This window comes from Reichenbachiella sp. 5M10, from assembly GCF_002742335.1.
In the GTDB taxonomy this organism is placed as follows: Bacteria; Bacteroidota; Bacteroidia; order Cytophagales; family Cyclobacteriaceae; genus Reichenbachiella.
Map to the genome: position 1 here is coordinate 367964 of NZ_MDGR01000007.1, position 24190 is coordinate 392153.

A 24190-nucleotide genomic window follows, 5' to 3' on the forward strand; every position below is an offset into this window, starting at 1 on the left:
AGACATGATTTAAAGTCCTAATAAAGAATACAATAAGGCTTTTTTGAATCGGAAAAACAAATGGATGATCAAAAATCAATATTGTTAAATAGTACTTATGAGATTTACTTACACTTTGCGAAAGCAATGTCTAGGTCCGCTTGGATGTCTTCGATGTGTTCTAGCCCTACGGAGAGACGAATCAAGTTGGCGGTGATGCCTGTTGCTTCACGCTCTTCATCGGTGAGTTTGGCATGAGTCGTCGAGGCAGGGTGCGTTACGATGGTACGCGTGTCACCCAGATTGGCACTGAGCGAGCACATCTCTACACCTTCCAAGAAAGTCTTGCCTGCTTCTAAGCCTCCTTTGATTCCAAACGAAACCATACCGCCGCCCGTACTCATCTGTTTTTTGGCAATTTCGTGCTGCGGATGTGAAGGAAGGAAAGGATAACGTACCCATTCTACCTGCGGATGTGCTTCTAGATATTCAGCTAGTTTGAGTGCGTTTTCGCTGTGTCGATCCATACGCACGGCGAGGGTTTCCAAGCTCTTGGATAGAATCCATGCGTTGAAAGGAGACAGGGAAGGTCCAGTACTTCTCGAAAAAGTAAAAATGTCTGCGATCAAGTCTTTGCGACCGAGTACCATGCCACCCATCACGCGACCTTGACCATCGATGTACTTGGTGGCAGAGTGGATGACCAAATCTGCCCCAAACTCGATTGGACGCTGAATATATGGTGTAGCAAAACAATTGTCTACGATCAATATCAGATCATGCTTTTTGCAAAACGCGCTCGCAAAATCCAGGTCGATCAATTCAATCCCAGGGTTAGTAGGTGTCTCTAGGTATAGCAACTTAGAGTTAGGTTTGACAGCTGCGTCCCAGCTACTGGTGTCGTTGAGGTCGACATAGTCACTGCTGATGTTGTACTTGGGCAGAAACTTGCTGAAAATCGTATGCGTCGAGCCGAAGATCGATCGGACGGAGAGCATGTGATCACCCGCTGACAATATCGTCATGAAGGTGGTGAAGATCGCCGACATCCCAGTAGCGGTAGCGAATCCCGCCTCTGCTTTTTCCAACTTGCACATCTTATCGATGAGTTCACTGGTGTTGGGGTTGGTAAATCGGCTGTAGGTATTGCGATCGATTTCGCTGGCAAAAGTCGCGCGCATTTCTTCCACATCGTCAAACAAAAAGCTTGACGTCAAGTACATCGGTGTAGAGTGCTCCTTTTCTGGAGTTGTTTCTATCTGTGTCCTAATGGCTTCTGTTTCGAAATGCTTATTGACTTTACTCATCTTCTATCTAATCAATTGACGAATTGCCCTGTTTTGAGCAAGGTGCAAATATGGCTTTTTCTTCCCTGAAATTGAAGGAAGAGCGATGACTATTATCATACATTTACTTAGGTTTGCGGTCGCGTAAATTTATGAGTGACAAGCCACAAATACTGAAGATTGAAAAAAACTTTCCGCTAGAGCGGGGAGGGGAGTTGCCTGCTTTGGAGATTGCCTACCATACGTGGGGTGAACTCAATGAGGCCAAGGACAATGTGGTCTGGGTATTTCATGCGCTTACTGCCAATTCTAATTTGGCGGATTGGTGGGGCGATATCCTCACGGACGAATCAGCCCTCAGTCCTCAGAAGTATTTCATTGTATGTGCCAATATACTCGGCTCACCCTACGGGACCTCTAGTCCGCTGACCATCAACCCAGAGACGGGGGCACCATATTATTCGGATTTTCCGATGTACACGATACGTGACATGATCGCTGCGCACCAGTTGCTGAGGGATCATCTCGGAATCAAAAAAGTAGCCATAGGGCTCGGTGGCTCGATGGGTGGTTTTCAGGCCTACGAATGGGCGGTACAAGAACCAGAGTTCTTCGAAAAACTGATCTTAGTAGTGACTGGGCCTAAAGAGTCGCCATGGAGACTGGCTGTACACAGTGCGCAACGCATTGCCATAGAGGCTGATCCGACTTGGAGAGACCACGATATGCGTGCGGGTGAACATGGAGTCGCTGCGGCGCGTGCCATTGGGATGTTGTCTTATCGCAACCATACGATCTTTAATCAGACCCAAGCTGACGAGATATCCAAGATGGATGATTTTCGGGCAGACTCTTATATGAGGTACCAGGGCAAGAAACTGATCGATCGCAAGTTTCAAGGCTACCTGCTTTGGTCGATGACCAAGGGAATGGACTCGCATGATATCGGCCGTGATCGCGGCGGGGTAGAGGCGGCACTGCAACTGATCCAAGCGGAGGTGCTCCAGATTTCTATAGACTCTGACATCCTATTCGCCTGTGACGAACAAGAGTGGATCGCCTCACACATCCCTAAGGTCACTTACCGTGAAATCAAATCCCTCTATGGACACGATGGTTTCCTGACAGAATTCGGTAAGATCAACGTCCTGATGAAGGAGTTTTTACAGTAGAGCATCTAATTTTTAAGGAACTTCAATGTTTGTTGACCTGTAGGAGAAGAGAGCTTAACTAAGTAGAGTCCCGATGGCAAGGAAGGAATTTTTTGATTGATCATATTACCAATCGTCTCTATTGATGCCGGTGAATTGTGGGATAGGATCACATGCCCAAAAGAGTTGGTAAGCATCATTGTATAGGGATTGGTACTTGAAGAAAATTGAACCTCTCGGCTTACAGTACTAGGAAACAAAGTGATGTTTGTTTGAGAAGGAGCTTGAAGAAATAACGTTGGACTAAATACATGAGTCTCATGGTAATCAAGTTGTTTTAATCGATAGTACGCACTTTCGTTGAAGTTCAAGTCTGTGAAAGAATAATACTGTTTTTGGTTGGTTGTGCCGTTTCCTTCGATAAATCCAATCGTTTCGTATTGCAAGCCATTCGTGCTTTTTTGTATTTCAAACCCTAAGTTATCGATTTCGGTGGCTGTGACCCATTCAAGATAAGCATAGTGATTAGAGGCATTGACACTAAAGGAAATGAGCTCAACGGGTAGTGCAGAACAAGCCCCGCCATTGCAGGATACTGTACCATAGTACCCTGAGTCATCTGTCCCACTATTGGTGATGACTCCATCTACTATTAGAGCCCCATTTCCCGATAAAATCCCAAAGCTACCTGTTTGCAGACCTCCCGTGATATTCATGGTGCCGTCTAACTCGAGCATTGTGGAAGATATATTGCCAAAGAAAGTGTCCCCATCTATAGTGAATTGCGCTCCTTCTTCTATCGTAATGTTCGCTCCAAAATCGATTGAAAAGCTGCCGTTTATTTCTACTAAACCATTAGGGGAAGTATCATCCCCTTGCACGGTGATCAATCCTCCATTTTGAATAAAGGTAGGAGAAGTAATTGTCAAAGAACCCGTTTCTTCAATAACAATGTTGGCATTGGAAAGGACATCTCCGGTATTTGTAATGCTACAATCTGTAGAGATGTTGAAAGTCCCTCCGAGAGAGAGGTCACTTCCATCTATGGCTGGACATGTTTGTGCTAAGCTAAGAATTGGTGATACGAGTGCACAGAGTAATATAAATTTACCTTTGTTAAAGGGCATGCTTGTAGGTTTAGGTAGTCGGTAGGCAATGGTTGTTTAAATTTAAGAGCTTAGATCCAAACCTGCATATGTATTGATCTAAATCATGATATTCCATGGATTAATTCATGGAATAGAGCTAAACAATCTATAGTTAATACATTTTTAATGGCGGGTTAATAATAGAATGAGCAAACTTATTTCTTGATGTAACTATTGTTACAATCCCAAGATGGTTAGAGCCGTACCTTTGTTGTATAGTTTAAATGAAGAACTTTAAAAACATTGACTCATGAAGATAGAACAGATATATACTGGGTGTTTGGCGCAGGGAGCGTACTACATCGAGAGCAAGGGAGAGGCAGCCATCATTGATCCGCTGCGTGAAGTAGGCTCGTACATCGCTAAGGCCGAAGCAGACGGTGCAGCCATCAAATATATTTTCGAAACACATTTTCATGCGGATTTCGTGTCTGGGCATGTGGACCTTGCTCAGAAGACTGGTGGGCAGATCGTCTATGGTCCGAATGCAGAGACGGCTTTTGAGAGTCACATCGGTACGGATGGTGAGGTTTTTGAGCTTGGAGATGTTAGGATCAAACTCCTACATACCCCAGGACACACCATGGAGAGCAGCACTTATTTGCTCTACGACGAGTCGGGTAGGGAACATGCGATATTCTCGGGGGACACTTTGTTTATCGGGGATGTAGGACGGCCTGATCTAGCGGTGAAGACGGATTTGACGCGAGAGGATTTGGCGAGTCATTTGTTCGATAGTTTGAGGGATAAAATTATGACTTTGCCAGACGAGGTGATAGTCTATCCAGCGCATGGTGCTGGGTCGGCTTGTGGCAAGAACATGTCCAAGGAGACGTGGGATACGCTGGGCAACCAAAAGGAAGTAAACTACGCACTCAGAGCAGACATGACGCGTGAGGAGTTCATCAAAGAGGTGACTTCTGGGATTTTGCCTCCCCCACAGTACTTTGCCAAGAATGCCATGATGAATAAGTCAGGCTATGACAGCATCGATGAGGTAATGGCCAAAGGAAATATAGCCTTGGATGTAGATGTTTTCGAAGCGATGGCCAACCACGAAGGTGCATTGGTGTTGGATACGCGTAGCAAGACGGATTTTGTGGCGTCACACATTCCTAATGCTATATTCATCGGGATCGATGGGAGTTTTGCGCCATGGGTAGGTGCTTTGATTACGGATTTGAAACAACCGATCGTATTGGTGGCTGATGAGGGGCGTGAAGAGGAAGTCCTGACCAGACTTTCCCGCGTAGGGTATGACAATACGCTCGGATATCTCAAGGGAGGAATGACAGCTTGGAAACAAGCGGGCAAGGATACCGACAGTATCGAATCGGTCACTGCCGAGGAGCTAGAACAGCGCATGGCTAGTGAGTCCATGACTGTGATGGATGCGCGCAAGCCAGGAGAGTATGCTTCAGAGCATGTCGATGGAGCTTTGTCGTTTCCTTTGGATTTCATCAATGGTCACATGGACGAACTGGACAAGAATGAGAAATATTACATCCACTGTGCGAGTGGCTACCGGTCTGTCATCGCCAGCTCGATTCTAAAATCACGTGGTTTTTACAATATCGCGGACGTGGCAGGTGGATTTAAAGCCATACAGGAGACAGGAATCAAAAAGTCAGATTATGTTTGCCCTTCGACATTAAAGTAGGATCAATCAAAAGTTATTTACCATGTACGAAAATATTGATGAAGAAGAATTTGCTGAGAAATTGGCCGCTGATGACAATGCTGTCTTGTTGGACGTGAGAACACAGCAGGAGTGGGATTCTGGCTATATCAAAGGAGCGATCTTGTTGGACTTTTTCAATCCAGAATTTCCTAAGGAAGTAGAGAAGCTTGACAAAGCCAAAAACTACTACATCTACTGCCGCAGTGGTAACCGTAGTGGGCAGGCCTGTGGCCTCATGGAAGGCATGGGCTTTGCCGGGGAACTGTACAACTTAGAAGGTGGTGTGATGGCATGGACTGGTGATTTGGAAGAGTAATCCACTACGCGAACAAGACACGAAAGAAAGCCTATTGCAACTTTGCAATAGGCTTTCTTGTTTTTGCCCCACCGTAACATATGTTACATTTTAGGGCAAACGGAGACTGTATTTTTGTAGAGTAAAAAAATAGAATGATGGGGTTATTGGATTTATTAGGGTTCGGAAAAAAGAGTAAGGAAGTCATGGTGGAAGCATTGAAAGATGGTGCAGTGATCGTCGATGTACGGTCTCCTGCGGAGTTTCAGGGAGGACATGTCGCTGGAGCGCACAATTATCCTTTGGATAGAATAGGTAGTCAGTTGGAGGGGCTTAAAGCTGCAGGGAAGCCAGTGGTATTCTGCTGTGCGAGTGGTATGCGAAGCGGGAGGGCTACCTCTCAGGCCAAGTCTGCAGGGATCACTGCCTACAATGGGGGCGGATGGATGTCACTCAATGGTATAGTACAAGAATTGAAGGAATCTCACTGATTCGATCTTGGGGAGGAAACTAATTTTAGCCGAAAGGTGTATTCCACAGTAAGCAAACGAGAAAAAAATGATAGAATGGATAAGTCAGCCTTGGCCCTGGTATGTGGCTGGGCCTTTGATCGCCGTGGTGTTGGTGGTCTTGATGTATTTTGGGAAGCGATTTGGGATATCGAGCAATCTAGAGACGATGTGTTCCATAGCAGGAGCAGGGAGATTCGTGGATTATTTCAAAGTGGACTGGAAGGATAAAGTCTGGAATTTGGTATTCGTACTAGGGACATTGATTGGAGGCTATATCGCACATGAGTATTTGACACCAGATACTGCTGTCGCGATCTCCCAGTCTACGGTCGATAGCTTGAAGCAGTTTCAGATTATCGATGCTGGGGCAGATTATTTGCCCAAGGAACTCTTCTCTTGGGAGTCATTGTTCACGCTCAAGGGTGGTCTGTTGATGGTGTTGGGTGGTGTATTCGTAGGTTTTGGGACGCGCTACGCAGGTGGGTGTACATCGGGGCATGCGATCACGGGGCTCAGTAACCTTGAGTTACCATCACTGGTGGCTGTCATTGGTTTTTTTATAGGTGGATTGATCATGACGCATTTGGTCTTACCTCATTTATTGGCACTCTAAAACACGACACAAGATGAAATTTATCAAATATTTATTGACAGGTATATTTTTTGGAATCGTGCTGAGTAAGTCGGAAGTGATCTCATGGTACCGCATCTATGAGATGTTTCGGTTCGAGTCCTTTCATATGTATGGCGTGATTGGATCGGCAGTAGTCGTGGGGGCTATCTCTATTTTATTGATCAAGAAGCTTCAGCTCAAAGGGATGAATGGCCAGTTCATGAATCTTAAACCCAAGGAAAATGGGTTCAAGGCATTGCTATTTGGAGGGACGATCTTTGGATTAGGTTGGGCGATGACGGGTGCGTGTCCGGGTCCGATGTTTATCATCGTGGGACATGGTGCTCCTGTGTTTTTGGTGGTGATTCTGAGCGCTACGATTGGAGCATTCCTCTATGGAGCAGTGAAGAAGTACTTGCCACATTGATAGTAGACGGTAGTGAATTAAACATATCAAAGTCCACAGGCTATTTGCCTTGTGGACTTTTTTGTGGAAGGATGATGGGTGGGTATATTTAAGTTTTAATCCCAAAAGTGTGAAAATGATATGCAGCCAAGAATAGAACAATTGGAAGAGAAGAAGCTCGTAGGCGTGCGACTCAAGATGAGTATGGCCAACAACCGTACGGGGCAACTTTGGGGTTCATTCATGCCTAGGAGGAGTGAAATCAAAAACAGCTTGACTAAGGACGTGGTGTCCATGCAGATATACGATGCTACCCACTTCTTGAATTTTAATCCCCAGCGTGAGTTTGAGAAGTGGGCGACTACTGAGGTTTCTGATTTTGGGATGATCCCCGAAGGGATGGAGTCTTTCGTTTTGCCAGGAGGAGCGTATGCGGTATTCGACTACAAGGGGTCCAGCGCAGATCACAGTGTTTTTGAGTACATTTTCGGGAGATGGTTGCCCAATTCGCGCTACGAATTGGACGATAGGCCGCATTTTGAAGTCTTGGGAGCGAAGTATAAGAACAACGATCCAGACTCGGAAGAAGAGATTTGGATTCCCATCAAGCGTGTCTAAAAAATCTTGCCGCTCAACTAGTCTTCGATTCTGATCTCGTCAGAGAGTTCGTTGGTGTCGTCCTCTCGTACGATGAAACCATTGGCTAGCAGCAAATCTTTGCACTTGAGCACGGCATTTGCCAACCCTTTGGCTGTTTGGTTGCTTTTGATTCCTTCTACTACCAGTCCGACTACTTCGTTCCAGTCGTTTTCTTGGATTTTGGCGTTGATACCTTTGTCTCCGAGGACTTGGACTTGATGTTCCAGTTCGCTCACATAGATGAGTATGCCCGTCCTGTCTATGGTCGTGAAGACCTCTTCTTGCAAGAACATGTCACGAGCCTTGGTCAATACACGGTGTGCGATGACGCCATCTGGGATGAAGCTGAGACGTAGGGAAGGCACGAAAGTCAATAGAATAAATCCGAGCGCCATCAAAGCGAATAGATAGATGCTGGTGTAGAGTATAGTGAAGTTTTCGGGCAGGAGCCATAGCCATGACATGGTCCCGAGGATCACTAACCCTGCTACACCGAGGATGGCGGATAGTTTCCAAGCCGCTTCGTTGTACTCGTCGCTGTTTCGTGCAAAATAGATGACGATCTCTCCCGAAGATTCATTTTCGAGACTTTGTATAGCTTCTTTGACGATCTGTTTGTCGTCTTCTGAGAATGTAAATTTCTTTTTCATGATAGGATGTCTATGATTGGGAATAATACTACCAGCCGCCGGATGCGCCACCGCCTCCGAAGCTGCCGCCTCCACCAGAGAAGCCACCGCCCCCTCCGAAACCGCCGCCGAATCCTCCGCTGCTGCCATAGAATCCGCCACCACCGTAGTAGGTGCCTCCACCACTGCTGCCTCCACCGCCTCTGCTGCCGATTCCGAATATCAAGGAAATCACAAATGCGATCACTGCAAATACGATACTGCTAAAGATATAGCCCACTACGAGGGCAAGTACGATGGAGATGGCTGTCTTGACAAACTTGTTTTTGATCATGCCACTGATCACACTGACGATGAATGCGGCGATCAGTACGCCTCCAAAGGAGTTGGAGTTTCTTTTGCCACTCTGCTGGGCTTGGGTGACGGCTGGGAGGTCTTCGCCTTCGGCAAGCTGGATGATGGCGTCTACTCCTTCGTCTATGCCTGTGGTGAATTTGCCATTGCGAAACTCGGGTACGATGATGTTGTCTACGATACGTTTGGCATAGATGTCGGGGATGGCTCCTTCGAGCCCATAGCCCACTTCGATACGTACTTTTCTGTCATTTTTTGCGACGAGCAACAATACGCCATCGTCGATCCCTTCTCTACCCAGTGCCCATGCCTCTACGACACGGATGCTATACTGCTCGATGGTCTCGGGACTAGTAGTTGGGACGATGAGTACAGCGATCTCACTGCCTGTGGATGTCCTGAACTGGCCGAGTTTGTCCTCTATGTAACCGATCTCCGCCGGAGTAAGAGTGGCGGTTTGGTCGATGACCTGTCGGGTGAGTTCGGGGATGGCTACATCGTCCTGTGCGAGCACAAAAAAGTGGGTAAAAATGAAACCCGTCAGGACAAAAAGAGTTTTAATATTCTTGATTTTCATTGCAGCTAAATTAGCTAGATTTGTTGCTTAACCAATAAGAACATGAGTAAAAAGTCGTATATCATAATAGGAGTCATTGTTGTAGGCATATTCTTGATTTACAGCAGTATCAAAGGAACGTTCAATAGTATGAACCGTGGCGAACAGGGGGTCAAAAGCCAGTGGGCCAAGGTAGAATCGCAGTATCAACGACGGTCGGACTTGATCCCCAACTTGGTGAGTGTGGTCAAAGGCTATGCGGATCATGAGAAGAGCACGCTAGAGGCGGTCATCAATGCCAGAGCCAAAGCGACAAGTACGACGATCGACCCATCCAACTTGGATGCTGCTTCGATTCAGAAGTTTCAGGCGGCACAGAGTGAGTTGTCCTCGTCACTGTCGAGACTGCTTGTGTCGGTGGAGCGCTACCCTGATTTGAAGGCCAACAAGAACTTCTCCGAACTACAGGCGCAGCTCGAAGGGACAGAAAATAGAATAGCTGTAGAGCGCAATCGATTCAATGATGCGGTCAATGCCTACAATATATTGGTCACGGACTTTCCGGGTAGGATTTATGCAGGAATCTTTGGCTTCAAAGAGAAGGGCTACTTCCAGTCTGATGCAGGTGCAGAGAAAGCACCCAAAGTGGAGTTTTAAAGAATTGAAATGTACTGGAAAAGCGTCGGTAGGAGAAACTCTTGCTGACGCTTTTTTGTTTGCAGTCTAGTGATGGAGTAGCACGTCGTTGCTTCAATCTGGTAGAACAATAAAATAAAGAAATACATGGCGACATTTTCAGATATGATCAATAGTGACCAACCGGTGTTGGTGGATTTTTATGCAGACTGGTGTGGACCTTGCCAAATGATGGCTCCTGTGTTGGCCGAGTTATCTACAGAGCTCGGCGACAAGGGGAAAGTCATCAAGGTCGATGTGGACAAGAATCAAAAAGCCTCGCAGGTGTACAAGATTCAAAGCATCCCGACGCTGATCTTGTTCAAGAAAGGCAAAATCCTCTGGCGCCACTCCGGTACAGCCGACAAGGGGCAGCTCAAGACACTGATCGAGTCGCACGCTTAGTGGCTAGAAGTCGAAGAAGACACCGAAACTGACCCGTTGTGCAGCGCGGGATTGGTCGATGTGCTGCAGGGTGCCTTGGTCAGTATAAATCGTGCCGTCGTACTGAATGTCGCGGTTGCCGAGGTTGTACTCAATCCCAAAACTCAGTCCAGGGGTGGGATCGTACATGAGGTTGAGGACGAGGTAGTAGTGGTTGAGCTTGACGGAGGTGTCGGTAGCGAGGTAGCCAGGTTCATCGATTTCGATGTTGGTGATCTTGTCTGTTTTGAAATCAGAAAGTCCCAGCACAAGGTTGCAGTGCCAGTGAGAGAGAAACCAGTATTCGTAGGAGATCCATGAGCCGAATACGGGGATGGCGGCTATCTCGCCATTGCCAGTAGGGACGCCATCGTAGTTGCGACCACCGAAGGAGGCCAGGTAGCTAGCGATGCCCTTGCCCGCGACGAATTGAAACTGTAGCGCATTGGTTTTGGTCGCATGGGTTTGGATATAGCCCGAGAGCGCAGCGCCATAGCCAGGGACAGACTGGTTGTCTCCGGCATAGTCGTAGCTGAGGTGGCGGTAGATTGTGGAGAGGCGGAGGTAGTGCTTGCCAAACTGTTTTTTGGCTGCAGCGATGAGATCAGGCATGACCGCATAGGTCGGGGTTATCTCGGGAGCTACTTCTTCGTTGAACTGAAACTCTGCGCCAGGGTTTTCCAGTGCAAATTCGTAGGTCCATTGGTTTGAATCCTTGTGATAAAACTTGATTTGAGGAGCGCGTCTCCATACTCCTGAGGGAGGACCGTCCCAGTCCAGTACATTGGGCCAGATGTCTTTGTCCCCAAAGACACTCCAGTCCAGTCCAATGTGTACGAAGCGATAGTCGAACCACGCGTTGCGCAGGCGAAAGTGTCCATTGCCTCCCCAAAAGTCTCCTTCAAGATACCCTATAAAGTCACCCTTTTCTGTTTTTCGTTTGCTCCAGAGTCTGACTTGGGTTTGGCTGAGGTCCATGGCAAATCGTTTGCGGTTGTCTGTTCCCCATACGTCGATCTGTCCGACATTGAAGGTTTCTTGGTCCTGTAGCCCTCCAGTGATGTCATAGATGCCATTGAGCTTGGCCTTGACCAAGAGAAAACCTTCCCATGCAGGTTGATCATTGATTTGTTGGTCTGAGCGCCAGTTGAGTATAGGGAGTTTGGCAAACGAGTACAGGTTTGTGTCGAAAGTCTTGCCGCTACTGGCTTGCCCCTGGCATATCCAGGAGAGAGGGAGTAGCACGAGAGTAATGATGAGCCCTTTCATAAGTCGTCCGTTGTTCGGTAAGGGGTAGTGAATAGTAATTTAGTATAATCCACAAAAAATCTTGCGAAAAAATGAATTTGGTCGGATGACTTTTTAGATTTGATATACTGGCCCTGTAGTTCAACGGATAGAATAGTCGTTTCCTAAACGATTGATCCAGGTTCGATCCCTGGCGGGGCTACTTGATTTTCGTTTTTGGCTTGTTTTGGTCTTGGAAGAACTAACTCAAAGATAGGTGTGCTGATAGTAGTGGGTAAAAAATGTTCCATTACTATATGTTGTAGCAAAGGAACATTTTTACGTGTTAGTTTTTTAGCCGATGTATGGATCTAGTCACTCGTGTCAGAATAGAGCGTTTTTACATCGGAATTGTACAGCATCCCTAATTCTTCTCTCATACAGTTAGCTGCACCACAGGCCGCTCCTAGGTTGGCTATTTTTTGAAAGTCTAACCCTTCAGATATTCCAGCCACGACTCCTGCGGTCAGACAGTCGCCAGCCCCTATTGTGCTCACTACTTTGTCGATTTTTGAAAGGCTATGATAGCTTTTTGAAGGAGTGAGCAAAAACAAACCTTTGGAACCATCTGTGATGGCGGCAAGCTCACAGGAAAGCAAAATTTCTTTCTTGGCATTGTCAAAATCACATTGATAGTATTCTGTGATTTCTTTGCGGTTTAGATGTACAGCATAGGGCTCAGCTCGTAGCGCGTATTTTAGTTGTGCGCCCGTACAGTCAAGCATGCTATTGATACCTGCTTTTTTTGCCGTCGTGATGAGTTCTGCGTAACCGTCTTCTGGGCTCCCTTTAGGCCATGAGCCAGACAAAACCATGAAATTAGCATCGGACAGACAGGATTCAATGTTGGCAAGAAAAGATTGATACTCTTCTGTGGTGATTTCTGGTCCTGTACCTAGTATTTCGGTATCATCAAATTTTCCAGCAGATTTGAACGTGTAGCAACTTCTCGACCATTGTTTTAGTTCAGGGCCTATGAAGCGAATATTTGGGTAGTATTCATTGCAGGTGTTTTTGATCCATTGACCGCTTTCCCCTCCCCAGAACCCTGCAATGGTGACGTTAAGTCCCAGTTCTGAAAGGGCCATGCCGACATGTAGACCTTTTCCTCCGGGGTATTTTTTTTCTTTTTTTATGCGATTTGGAAAGCCAATTTCGAATTGATCTACTGAGGCAAAGACGTCGATGGCCGGGTTGGGACAGACAACTAATATGCTTTTCTGTTTCATTTGTTTCCTTAGTTTAGTTTAACCCAAAGTTTTTTAAGTGCGAATCCACAGCCTGCAGCTACTGTCATCAGTAGGCTAGCAGTTAGATGACGCCCATATATGTATAGACCTGTTCCCATGAGGAATGAGTAGATGCCGACGGTGCCTACGATCATGGATAATATGCCAACAGGAACCTTCCATTTTTGTGGTTCTGCGGTGAGTACTAATCCTTCTTTTTTTGCTTTAGCAACGATACTTTTCCAGCCAGGCCCGCCTGGGTTTACTTGATTGATAAAGTTGACCAGAGTGGTCATGCTGGTAGGAGCGGAGATGAAGCTAACAGTGATCCAGGTCACGGTAGTGATACCGACTCCAAGCAGTAGTTGTACCCAGTCGGCCAAAGGGGCAAAACCTAAAGCTTCGTGAATGAGATTGAAATAAATGGCAACAAGGAAACTGACTAACATGGCGGACAATTCGCTAGCAGCATTGATTCGCCACCAAAACCACCTCAGTATAAAGATCAAGCCTGTGCCAGCACCGATTTGAAGTAAGATTTGAAATGCTCCTAGTGCATTGTCTAGCAAGAGTGCAAAAATCATGGTAAGGACCATAAGGACGACTGTGATGATTCTTCCGACATTTAGCATTTCTTTTTGACTAGCGTCGGGCTTCATGAAGCGCTTGTAGTAGTCGTTTACAATGTAGGATGCGCCCCAGTTGAGGTGTGTAGATATCGTCGACATGTAAGCAGCGATGAGAGAAGTCACGACTATGCCTAATAGACCAGAAGGGATGAAAGTGAGCATGGCAGGATAGCCTAGGTCGTTGTTGATGATGCTCTCAGCGTGAGGAAAAGCTGTTCGGAAGCTGTCGAGATCAGGGAAAACAACCAATGAACAAAGTGCTACGATAATCCAAGGCCAAGGGCGTAGCGCATAGTGAGCGGCATTGAAGAACAAAACTGCTTTGATGGAATGGTCTTCGTTTTTGGCGGCAAACATTCTTTGGGCGATATATCCCCCACCTCCTGGTTCGGCTCCTGGGTACCATACGGACCACCATTGTACAAGCAGCGGAATGAGAAAGAGCATGACGAAGACTTCTGGGTTGGATGGTGATGGGAACAGGTCTAGTTTGTCTGCTACGTTTTCATGAGCCAGTAGATTGCTGAGTCCGTTTACTTTGGGGTGCTGTAGTGCTACGAATGCAGCTATGAAAGCTCCCGCTATAGAAAGAAAGAATTGCAAGAAGTCGGTGATTAGTACGCCTTTTAGCCCACCTAGAGAACTGTAAATTACAGTGACCGTACCAGCTATCAAGACGGTTTGTATAGGGCTGAGTCCTAGTAGCACACCTCCAATTTTAATAGCGGCCAAGGAAACAGTAGCCATGATCATGACGTTGAAGATGAGTCCTAGATAAATGGCTCGAAACCCTCGTAGGAATCGGGCTATTTTGCCACTGTATCGTAGTTCGTAGAATTCTACATCTGTGACTACTCCTGATTTTTTCCATAGTCTAGCGTATACGAATACGGTGAGCATACCTGTGAGGAGAAATGCCCACCAAGCCCAGTTGCCTGATACGCCATTTCTCCTGACTATATCCGTGACTAAATTGGGAGTGTCTGTGGAGAAGGTAGTAGCCACCATAGAGACTCCGAGTAGCCACCATGGCATTTTACCTTTTGCTGTAAAGAAGTCTTCAGCATCTTTATTGCCTGACTTTGCAGACCAAATGCCAATACCTAATGAAATAATGAAAAAACCGATTACAAATGACCAGTCTAAAGTCGATAATATCATATTAATAAGATTTCGAAAGTAAAATATGCTCAAACATATCATAAAACGTTCGAAACGTTGTAATAAATTAAATAAATAGTTTCCTTTCCTTTCTTTTGATAAATAATGTTATATTGTGGCTGATTTGTAAGAACCTTTTGATATGTAATTGAATAATATGGACAGAAGAGATTTTGTATTGAAAACAGCTGCAAGCGCTACGCTCGCGATGGTAAGTCCTTCTTTTGCTTTTGGAATAGGTAAAGGAGGGGATAAAATTAGGTTAGGCTTTATAGGGATAGGAGCAAGAGGGACAGGGCAGTTGGCTTTGACACTAAAGAGATCGGATATTGTAGTTACGGCTATCTGTGATGTCGACGAGGACCGTGTAGCCAATGCTTCTAAGATGATACAGGAAGCAGGGATGAAGAAGCCTGCTTCATTTGGAGATAATCCGTATGCGTATCGTGATTTACTGAAACGAAGCGATGTAGATGCAGTGATAATATCTAGCCCATGGGTGTGGCATACGCCGATGGCTATAGATGCTATGGAAGCTAAAAAAGCAGTAGGCCTTGAAGTGGCTGGTGCTTTTGATATCAAAGAGTGCTGGGCGTTGGTGGATGCTTATGAAAAGACAGGTACGCCTTTTATGATCTTAGAAAATGTGGCTTACCGTAGGGATGTGATGGCGGTGCTCAATATGGTGCGTCAGGATCTGTTTGGAGAGGTGATTCATCTGCAAGGCGGCTACCAACACGATCTTCGTCATGTGAAATTTAATGACGGTAAGCAGCTTTACGGAGGAGGAGTCGAGTTTGGAGAAAAGGCCTATAGTGAGGCGAAGTGGAGGACTGATCATTCGGTCAAAAGAAATGGAGATTTGTATCCTACCCATGGTTTGGGGCCAGTAGCGAATTATATAGGGAATAACAGAGGAAATAGATTTGAGTACCTCACTTCTACGGCGACTAAATCTCGCGGATTGCACGAGTACATCGTCAATCATCCGAACGGTGGAGAAAATCATCCGAATGCCGATGTGGAATTTAAGTTGGGGGATATAGTCACGACAGTGGTGAAGTGTGCGAATGGTGAAACTATAGTGTTGACTCATGATACGAACCTACCAAGGCCTTATTCCTTAGGTTTTAGGGTGCAGGGGACCAAAGGAGTCTGGATGGATCTGAATGATGGGATTCACATAGAAGGCAAGAGTCCTGCGCATGAATGGGAGAAGGATACCGAGTACATGAAGCAGTACGATCACCCGCTTTGGAAGAAATATGAATCTGATACCAAAGGAGCAGGTCATGGAGGTATGGATTTCTTTGTGATTCATGCCTTTGTAGAAGCGCTAAAGAGAAATGAGCCAATGCCTATGGATGTGTATGATGCAGCTTCTTGGGCGGCAGTTACTTGTCTGTCTGAGCAGTCTATTGCGGAGGGGAGTGAGCCTGTTGCTTTTCCGGACTTTACCCGTGGGAAATGGATCAGTCGTAAACCTATTTTCGGTTTCGATGATCGATACTAGTTACTATCTAAATCAGCTATGGATGGTATGATCACAATGAATATGGTTTTGGGGTTAAGCGCTATTGCCTTTTTTCTCGGAATCATATTTATCCTTCATTATTCATCTCCGAGCTTGTATGGCTTCTGGCCAGTTGCGGCGCTGGGGATTGTCGAAGTGTTGCTTTTGCAGGGGGCATTTAGAGGGTTTCTCAGTGAGGTTCTCTGTGTTTTTATTTCATTGCTCTGTATTGGATTGGCTTTATATGCGCAAAAAAGGCATCAGCATCGCCAGATGGCTTTGCTAAGAAAGTGCGTGGAGCAAAAAGACTCTGGAGCAGTCAAAAAATCACTGCACCCTGAACTGTATCAGATTGGGAAGGCGTGTCAGCTTCATAGGCAACAGCAAGATGAAGTAACGCGTTTTGCTCGGGAGATGAGGAGGGGTAAATTGGATGTTATTTTGTCCGAAGATCATCCTTTAAAAAGCACCTTGGAGGACCTGCAGGAGAATGTCAATGGATGCATCCAGAAACTCGTGAGTCTGTGCAAAGGGGATGTTAGAGATGAAAGTGTGGTGTTTAATGGGGAATGGCAGGTACTGAATGAGTCTATCAATTTGCTTTCAAATACCTACTCGAAACCTATCGAGTCTCTCAGTGATATCATGAATGCCATGGCTAATGGGGACATGACCCAGCGTTTGGAGTTCGAGCTTGGTGGGGAGATGGGTGACTTGTCTCGTAACTTGAATTTGGCATTGGATAATATGGATGGCCTTTTGGCTCAGGTGGCTATCAATGCTCACAGTATAGATGAGTCTGCAGGAGAAATGAAGCGATCGACTGAGGAAATGACTATCAATACATCTGAAATTGCTTCGTCAATTGCTGAGGTCAACCAGGGGGCACAGTCTCAGGTGACCAAAATCGATGAGGTTTCCCAGTTGATAGGAAATATCTTGGCTTCATCTCAAAGTATGGGAAAAAACTCAGAAGGTATATACGAAGCTGCCAAACAAGGGGTAGCGCATAGTGAACAGGGTTTGGTGATGGTAGGGGATGTGCTATCTGGAATGGATCAGATTTCTTATTCAACTAACAAGGCTAATGATTCTATTCGAGTACTTCAAGAGCGCTCTCAGCAGATGTTGGCCGTAATCAAGTTGATCAAAAGTGTAGCCAGTCAGACCAATTTATTGGCTCTGAATGCGGCCATAGAGGCTGCACAGGCAGGAGATGCAGGGCGTGGCTTTGCAGTGGTGGCCGAAGAAATCAGGAAGCTGGCGGATGATACCAAGAACTCCTTGAAGGAAATCGAATCTTTGGTAGATGGCGTGCAGGAAGATACAGGGTCCGCAGCAGAAGCTGTTCGACAAATGAACGAGAGTGTGAGTCAGGGACAACTTATGGCTAAATCTACTTCATTGACTTTTAGGGAGATACAGCAGGCTTCTACTCGTACATTGAGTTTTTCTGAACAAATCCTCAAGGCGACAGGGGAGCAAGAGCGGGATGTGAAGAGTGTGTTGTCTCTGACGGAGGGTGTCGTGGTGATAGCTGAGGAGACAGCTGCGGGTTCTGAGCAAATAGCAGCATCCGCAGTTCAGCTTTCTAGAGGTATGCAGCTTAATGAGAGCAAGGTGCAGGGCTTGTCAGAAATAGCAGAGAGTTTCAAAGACGGTGTAAGTATGTTGAAGCTCTCTGATAAAAATGTAGACAACAAAGTCATATTCAAAATGAAGGAGGCTTATGAGCAAGAAAAGGGGTTGTTGGATGCCTTGTTGGAGAATATGCCTGACTTTATCTACTTCAAGGATAGGGAGAGTCGTTTTACACGAGTCAGTCAGTCTATGAAAGAGCTGTACGCAGTAGAAGATTCTGAAAGGTTGTTGGGTAGATCAGATTTGGAGCTTCTTGGAGATTCGGCGTTTGAGTCTCTGACAGAGGAGAATGAAATTATTTCTTCTGGAAAACCCGTGATTAACCAAGTGCAGAAGAATGGCGATCGATATTTTCTTGTCAATAAACTGCCTCTCTATGGGGCTGATGAAGAGGTGGTAGGGACTTTTGGGATCTCTAGGGATATCACGGATATCAAAGCGACAGAGGATCTGAACAAGGAGCAAGAAAGGCAGTTAATAGAGAACCAAAGAAAGGCATCTGAAGCTGCGCTTGTGAGGGCGGAAGAGCAAAATAGACTTTTTGTAAACATACTCAATGAGTTACAGGACAAGGTGGAGGTGAAGGATCCAAACGGTGTCTTTTATCTGGTTAATCATTCGGTTGCTGAAGACTACGGGGTGAGTGTGGAAGAGGTGTTGGGGAAAGATGATTTTGCTTTTTTTCCAAAAGAAGTAGCTGAAAAATACTGGCAGGATGAGAAAGGGCTGATTCAAAAAAGAAAACCCGTGTCTAGTCTGGAAAAGGTTAATGTGAACGGTAAAGATAAATATTGGTTTATTAGGAAAATACCACTCTTGATCCCTGAGTACGATGATTGGGGTATGCTAGGGATTCAGCGGGAACTGAAAGTCAATGAAGTCAAATCGGAAGAGTATATTCAAGAGCTGAAGGGGAAGTATCCAAATTTGAAATTAGAGTTATAAAAGGGAGTCAAGAAGTGGGTAATGTCAGAGGGGCTTGATTTCTTGATGAATCTTTGGTAATCGAAAGTAAACAATGATGTTAATTATGGGGGTAGCCTACATGCGAAAGTGTGTAGGCTTTTTTTATGAGTTGTTTGGGTGTGTTTCGTAAGTTTTTGAAAATTTCAACATATTTAATAAAAACTTTACGAAGGGATAATATTTTCTTATATTTATTAATTAATAATTAAAGCAAGTGAACGAAGGTTTTGTGAAAAGAATGGAAAGCTTATGAAATAAATTTTTAACTAAAAACTTTAGGAGTATGATTCAATCATTACCTAACCAACTAAAACTCTTACTAAAAAGTAGGAGGGAATTACTATTAGGACTAGTGGTGCTAGTCATGACGAATTGCGCATTGGCCCAGACACCGTTTTATGGAAAGGTGCCTGGGCTAGATGAGAATGCACGACCTGCCTTTTGGTACGGGACGGTCAACAGTACACAGATGGCGACCCTCAAGACTTTTGATTTGGTCATCTTGGAACCCACACTACGGGTGGTCAATGTAGGTCGCAATGAATTTTACATGGAGTCGATGACTCCTTCTCAAGTAGAGGAGTTGAAGCGTGGTGTTGATGGAGTGACCGGAACAGCTGATGACGTCATTGTACTTTCTTACATTTCCATTGGAGAAATGTTAAGTACAATTATCCCAGGATCCTCGGGGCATATGACTGTTCAACAGGGAATAGATCTAGGATTGTTACCAGACAGCTACTCCGGTGTGTCAGGTCCAGTCAAGGGACCGAACCCATGGGATTTTACTTCTTCAGGTGCTTACATTGACACTGAACAAAGTGGTGTGAATCCAGATGGAACCTTTGACGATGGGTTTCAGGGCTATACCAATGTGGATGTTTCCGAAGATTACGCCAGCTACGGCTCCAGATTGAAATGGCGAAACCAAGGAGTGATGCCGTGGTACATGGATCAACAAGGTACATGGGTGACGGACAGTAGGTATATGTATGGTGGATACTGGAAGTCGGGAGACAATGTAGTAGATGTCAACCCTACTTACGGAGGAGGTTATATCAATGCTGGTGATCCAGCGTGGAGAAAATTCATTGCCTTTAGGATCGAAAAATTGGTGCAGGATTGTGGGTTCGATGGTGTGTTTCTGGATACTTTCGATACACCAGACCCAGTGGGAGGTGCTAGTCCGTCTTTGTCATGGGGGCCTAGAGGGAACTTTGCTTGGACAGCAAAAGGTATGGTGGAGCTGATCGAAATGATCAAGGCAGTCGATCCTACCAAGGTGGTGGCTTCCAACCGCGGCTATTGGATGATGAACCCACAGGAAGGGACTTCACAGTTCGCAGACAGGTACCGTCAGGCAATGAATATTTTCGTGACTGAGTCTTGGTACCACAACCCATACATCAACTCGGGTTCCATGTTTTATGATGAGAACTCAGCTTTTGCTAGTAACTGGAATACTGACTCGAGTAGTCCGGATTATCAGATCCGAGATAATTTCGGGGGCTATTGGAAGGAGTATATGGATGCACAGGCAGATGCAAACAATGGTTTCAATATCCTGATCATTGATTTTTTGGTGACTGCCGGGACCAAAATTAACAAGTGGATGGGAGAGGTAGTGGACAACAGCGGGTATATGGGCTATGCTGTTCATAATTCTACTCACTTTAATTCCGGGATATCTACTGTGGCTAAGGATTGGCTAGATAGTCAGGGAAGGCCTAGCGCGAACCTGCAAGGATTTCATAGCAATAGTGCTTATTCTGGTTTTGCAGCAGATGGAGATTTTTCTGAGTGGAGTGGCGAAACACCCATCTATGAGGATGCATCAGGTAGTAATGGGAAATCCATCACGAAGGTATACACCAAATTCATCAATGATCGCTTCTTCATGATGGTGGAAAGTAGTACTGCGCTCAGTCTGACTGGTGAACACATCTATTTCGATTTTGATCAAAATGGATCTGAAGGATGGGATGTGTTTTGGCCGGTGTCTCCAGAGGCGAAAGTGTATTTTGAGAGTGATCAGCAGGTCAATTTGTTTCCACATCGTGGGTCTGGGGATGTTTTTGCCTTCCCCAACGCGATCACCAACAGAGGGTGGCCTGTGAAGATAGCCAAGGATAACAATCGCTATGAAATCCAGTTTGAAAAGGACTTTGTTTTTGGACCTGAGAATCAGGGAAAGGAAGTTTGGGCCTGGTTTAGAGTGGCTAATTTTGGTGGATCTGGGATCAGTTTTGAAGTGCCTTCTGATGGACCTGCGATTACTGGTGTGGCTGCCACTAGTGTGTCAGATTATGTTCAGGAGATCGAATGGAATACCAATGTGCCCGCATCAAGCCAAGTGTTATATGGGTTGACCAGTGCCTATGGCAGTAGTGAATCCAGCGCTTCACTCAAAACCTCCCATTCGCTTAGTTTGTCAGGACTTACTCCTGGCACGACTTATCATTACAAAGTGGTCTCTTCTGATGAGGGTAACAAAACCTCTGAAACGGGGGATTTGGTATTTACTACCACAGATGCCAATGCACCTCCGGTTCTTTCTAGTGTTCAATCCGTGGACGTCAGTAGAAATCGAGCGACTATTGAGTGGAGTACAGATCAGAGTTCTAGTAGTTCGGTCAACTATGGATTGACAACCAGTTATGGTCTATCAACTTCTTCTAGTGGTACGACGACTTCTCACTCGGTTGATCTATCAGGACTCACGGCGAATACGACTTACAACTATCAAGTTCTTTCGGCCAATAGCCAGAGCGTGACGGCTTCTAGTACTAACTATACCTTTGCTACGCTGCCTGACTTGGCTATATCTAATGTAGAAGTCAGTCCGACCAATGTTTCAGCGACGGTTACTTGGACTTCCAATACGCCCGCTGATAGTAGGGTGGATTTTGGTCTGACTAGCAGCTATGGTAGTAGTGAGACAAATACTCCAATGATCACCAATCATGCAGTGACAATTACAGGGTTGACTCCTGGCACGGTTTATCACTATCAGGTGACTTCCAGTGATGGGCAGACGGTTTCATCTAGTGATTTGACCTTTACGACCAGTACATTTAGCAGTATCACTGTAGATGGAAGTAGTGCTGATTGGGCGGGAGTGCCAGCTTTGGCAACCGGTAGCGGAGATCTAACAACGATGAAGGTGGCAGAGGGGCAAAACCAAATTTATGTACTGATCGAGGGAAGTGGCTTGACTTCACACATTCGTCGATTGTTGATCAATGCGGATAACAATGGTGCTACAGGAATGGCACCCTATAACAGCTGGACGAATTCTGGGATTGACTACATGATCGAAAGTGAGCTGCAGTATAAATCCACAGGCAGTGGCTGGACATGGTCTGGGATGAGCAATACTTACATCAATGTGTCTGTGACCGCAGGCGTGTATGAAATCGCTATTGATAAGGCTTCTATGCCAGAGTTGCAGATGCCTTTCAAAATCGGTTTCACATTGGATAATACCTATGCGGAACTACCATCGAGTGCGTCAGATATGGCGACCTATGGAGGAAGCGGAGGAGGAACGGCCGTAGATGTAACTGGTGTCAGTCTTAGTTCGACGAGTGTCAGCATGAACATCGGGCAAACGCAACAATTAGCTGCTACCGTTGCTCCATCTAATGCCACGAATCAGAATGTGTCGTGGAGTTCGAGCAATGCGTCAGTGGCTTCTGTTTCATCTGCTGGGTTGATTACTGCTGTAGCTTCGGGCTCTACAATACTCACAGTCACTACGCTGGACGGGGGGTATACCGCTACTGCGACGATTACAGTCAGTCAAAGTGCACCTGTCTCTCCTTCGGCTTTGTCAGCTTTTTCTTCATCTACCTCAGCCATTGATTTGAGCTGGACGGATAACAGCTCGGATGAGTCTGGGTTCAGGGTAGAAAGGAAAACGGGCTCAGGCGGAAGCTACAGCGAGATAGCTACGGTAGGGTCAGGGGTGACTAGCTATTCCGATACAGGATTGAGCGAGTCGACTACCTACTACTATCGAGTAAGAGCATATAACAGTGGGGGGGATTCATCTTACTCCAATGAATCCAATGCGACCACTCAGACTTCTAGTGGTGGACCGGCTTCCATCACTGTGGATGGAAATATATCTGATTGGTCTGGAGTAGCCAGTATTTCTACCTCTGGTTCGGGTGGTCCTACAGCTTTGAAAGCCGCGGATGATGCGGACTATCTATATATTCTGGTAACGGGTACTATTGATGTTAATTACGAGATCTTCATCGATACAGATAATAGTACGACTGCTGGTAACAACGAATATGTGTACACAGACTGGTCTTCTACTGGTTTTGATTTCATGGTAGAAAATGGCGAACTATTCGCTCATAGTGGTCAAGGCTCTGGCTGGTCATGGACCAATCTGGGAACGATCAATGTGGTGAAAACAGGTTCTGTATTGGAACTTGAGGTGAGTCGAGCATTGCTAGGCAGTCTGGCTACTACTATCAATATCAGCGCTAAGATGATCAATTCGTCTTGGTCACCGTCCGGTTATATCCCAACGACTGGGGGAGCTGCCTCGCCATATTCTATTACAACGACTGGAGGAGGAGGTTCTACTTCTATTACTATAGATGGAAGTGCCGCGGACTGGTCTTCTGTTGGGGGTATTTCATCAACAGGTACAGGAGGTCCCACAGGCCTGAAGGTGACAGAGGATGCTTCCAATTTGTATGTGTTAGTGACGGGATCGTTAGATGTCAATTACGCATTGTTTATCGATAGTGATAATAGTACGTCAGCTGGTAGCAACGAATACTTGCACACAGATTGGCCTTCAACAGGTTTTGATTTTATGATCGAGAATGGAACGCTGTACGCTCATACAGGACAAGGTTCAGGGTGGTCATGGACCAATCTGGGTAGCGTGAATGTGGTGAAGACGGGGACTGTACTTGAATTAGGAGTAAGTAAGTCGAGTCTAGGGACACTTTCTTCTACTATCAATGTAGGTGTAAAAATGATGAGTTCTAGCTGGGTGGCTAGTGGTTATATTCCTACCACTGGAGGTGCTGCAGCAGCATTTGTCACGGGGAGCTCAGCGCGATGGATGAATGACTTTACAGATGAGGGGATACATAGTGAGGAGATGGTAATATATCCTAATCCTGCCAAAGGTCAGTTCTCTGTTCGTTTTAGTACCACACAGCAACAAAAAGTGCAGATGACGCTTCTAGACCTCACGGGAAAACAAGTGGCTTTGCTCTTTGATGGAGTGGTAAGTGATGGGGAGAATGTGTTGGGTGTCGACCTCTATCAATCGCTTACAGAGGGGCTTTATATTTTGCAATTGACAACTGGGCAAGGAATTCAAGATCAGTTGCTCAGAGTTGCTCATTAATTACTTCATACTACTATCTAAGAGGGGGTCAAGC

Annotated in this window: 19 protein-coding genes and 1 tRNA gene; 13 read left to right on the forward strand and 7 right to left on the reverse strand. The window is 45.8% G+C overall.

Annotation, left to right across the window (positions count from 1 at the left end; translation table 11 throughout):
- Nucleotides 1–104 precede the first annotated feature (104 nt).
- A complete protein-coding gene (locus tag BFP72_RS01560) occupies nt 105–1286 on the reverse strand; it encodes an O-succinylhomoserine sulfhydrylase (protein WP_099597432.1) in 1182 nt (393 codons plus the stop codon).
- A gap of 131 nt (nt 1287–1417) precedes the next feature.
- Here BFP72_RS01560 and metX point away from each other — a divergent pair, with 131 nt between their 5' ends.
- Entirely contained in the window at nt 1418–2437 is a 1020-nt protein-coding gene (metX, locus tag BFP72_RS01565; protein WP_099597433.1) for a homoserine O-acetyltransferase, read from the forward strand.
- 5 nt (nt 2438–2442) lie between these two features.
- Here metX and BFP72_RS01570 read toward each other — a convergent pair whose 3' ends face one another.
- A complete protein-coding gene (locus BFP72_RS01570) occupies nt 2443–3543 on the reverse strand; it encodes a T9SS type A sorting domain-containing protein (RefSeq protein ID WP_099597434.1) in 1101 nt (366 codons plus the stop codon).
- 271 nt (nt 3544–3814) lie between these two features.
- Here BFP72_RS01570 and BFP72_RS01575 point away from each other — a divergent pair, with 271 nt between their 5' ends.
- From BFP72_RS01575 to BFP72_RS01600, 6 genes are all read left to right on the forward strand, one after another.
- Entirely contained in the window at nt 3815–5224 is a 1410-nt protein-coding gene (locus tag BFP72_RS01575; RefSeq protein ID WP_099597435.1) for a rhodanese-like domain-containing protein, read from the forward strand.
- A gap of 22 nt (nt 5225–5246) precedes the next feature.
- The gene (locus tag BFP72_RS01580) at nt 5247–5561 is read left to right on the forward strand and encodes a rhodanese-like domain-containing protein (protein ID WP_099597436.1); all 315 of its coding nucleotides are present in this window, start codon (nt 5247–5249) and stop codon (nt 5559–5561) included.
- Nucleotides 5562–5695: 134 nt separating this feature from the next.
- On the forward strand, nt 5696–6031 hold the full coding sequence (locus BFP72_RS01585) for a rhodanese-like domain-containing protein (RefSeq protein WP_255397143.1): 336 nt from the start codon (nt 5696–5698) through the stop codon (nt 6029–6031).
- 67 nt (nt 6032–6098) lie between these two features.
- On the forward strand, nt 6099–6665 hold the full coding sequence (locus BFP72_RS01590; RefSeq protein WP_073120306.1) for a YeeE/YedE family protein: 567 nt from the start codon (nt 6099–6101) through the stop codon (nt 6663–6665).
- Nucleotides 6666–6678: 13 nt separating this feature from the next.
- A complete protein-coding gene (locus BFP72_RS01595) occupies nt 6679–7092 on the forward strand; it encodes a DUF6691 family protein (protein ID WP_099597437.1) in 414 nt (137 codons plus the stop codon).
- 120 nt (nt 7093–7212) lie between these two features.
- Entirely contained in the window at nt 7213–7689 is a 477-nt protein-coding gene (locus tag BFP72_RS01600) for a GyrI-like domain-containing protein (protein ID WP_099597438.1), read from the forward strand.
- Between the two features lie 17 nt (nt 7690–7706).
- On the opposite strand, the gene BFP72_RS19370 is transcribed toward BFP72_RS01600, so the two are convergent.
- Together BFP72_RS19370 and BFP72_RS01610 are read right to left on the reverse strand one after the other, a co-directional pair.
- Entirely contained in the window at nt 7707–8360 is a 654-nt protein-coding gene (locus BFP72_RS19370) for a TPM domain-containing protein (protein ID WP_099597439.1), read from the reverse strand.
- 28 nt (nt 8361–8388) lie between these two features.
- The gene (locus BFP72_RS01610) at nt 8389–9270 is read right to left on the reverse strand and encodes a YgcG family protein (protein WP_099597440.1); all 882 of its coding nucleotides are present in this window, start codon (nt 9268–9270) and stop codon (nt 8389–8391) included.
- A 42-nt stretch (nt 9271–9312) separates the two neighbouring features.
- Between BFP72_RS01610 and BFP72_RS01615 the strand changes: the two genes are divergently transcribed.
- Nucleotides 9313–9906, forward strand: a complete 594-nt coding sequence (locus BFP72_RS01615) for a LemA family protein (protein ID WP_099597441.1) — start codon at nt 9313–9315, stop codon at nt 9904–9906.
- A 126-nt stretch (nt 9907–10032) separates the two neighbouring features.
- The gene (gene trxA, locus BFP72_RS01620) at nt 10033–10329 is read left to right on the forward strand and encodes a thioredoxin (protein ID WP_099597442.1); all 297 of its coding nucleotides are present in this window, start codon (nt 10033–10035) and stop codon (nt 10327–10329) included.
- A gap of 3 nt (nt 10330–10332) precedes the next feature.
- Here trxA and BFP72_RS01625 read toward each other — a convergent pair whose 3' ends face one another.
- The gene (locus BFP72_RS01625) at nt 10333–11616 is read right to left on the reverse strand and encodes a hypothetical protein (protein ID WP_099597443.1); all 1284 of its coding nucleotides are present in this window, start codon (nt 11614–11616) and stop codon (nt 10333–10335) included.
- A gap of 109 nt (nt 11617–11725) precedes the next feature.
- Here BFP72_RS01625 and BFP72_RS01630 point away from each other — a divergent pair.
- Nucleotides 11726–11797: transfer RNA gene (locus BFP72_RS01630), tRNA-Arg, on the forward strand.
- A gap of 148 nt (nt 11798–11945) precedes the next feature.
- On the opposite strand, the gene BFP72_RS01635 is transcribed toward BFP72_RS01630, so the two are convergent.
- Together BFP72_RS01635 and BFP72_RS01640 are read right to left on the reverse strand one after the other, a co-directional pair.
- Nucleotides 11946–12863 (reverse strand): 1-phosphofructokinase family hexose kinase, encoded by a 918-nt coding sequence (locus BFP72_RS01635; RefSeq protein ID WP_099597444.1) that lies wholly within the window; start codon nt 12861–12863, stop codon nt 11946–11948.
- Nucleotides 12864–12871: 8 nt separating this feature from the next.
- Nucleotides 12872–14653, reverse strand: a complete 1782-nt coding sequence (locus BFP72_RS01640; protein ID WP_099597445.1) for a sodium:solute symporter family protein — start codon at nt 14651–14653, stop codon at nt 12872–12874.
- A 157-nt stretch (nt 14654–14810) separates the two neighbouring features.
- Between BFP72_RS01640 and BFP72_RS01645 the strand changes: the two genes are divergently transcribed.
- From BFP72_RS01645 to BFP72_RS01655, 3 genes are all read left to right on the forward strand, one after another.
- Nucleotides 14811–16166 carry a Gfo/Idh/MocA family protein gene (locus tag BFP72_RS01645; protein ID WP_099597446.1) on the forward strand — a complete coding sequence of 452 codons (1356 nt, stop codon included), beginning with the start codon at nt 14811–14813 and terminating at the stop codon, nt 16164–16166.
- 27 nt (nt 16167–16193) lie between these two features.
- On the forward strand, nt 16194–18752 hold the full coding sequence (locus tag BFP72_RS01650) for a methyl-accepting chemotaxis protein (protein ID WP_158233230.1): 2559 nt from the start codon (nt 16194–16196) through the stop codon (nt 18750–18752).
- 385 nt (nt 18753–19137) lie between these two features.
- Nucleotides 19138–24156 (forward strand): fibronectin type III domain-containing protein, encoded by a 5019-nt coding sequence (locus BFP72_RS01655; protein ID WP_158233231.1) that lies wholly within the window; start codon nt 19138–19140, stop codon nt 24154–24156.
- The last annotated feature ends 34 nt before the right edge of the window (nt 24157–24190 follow it).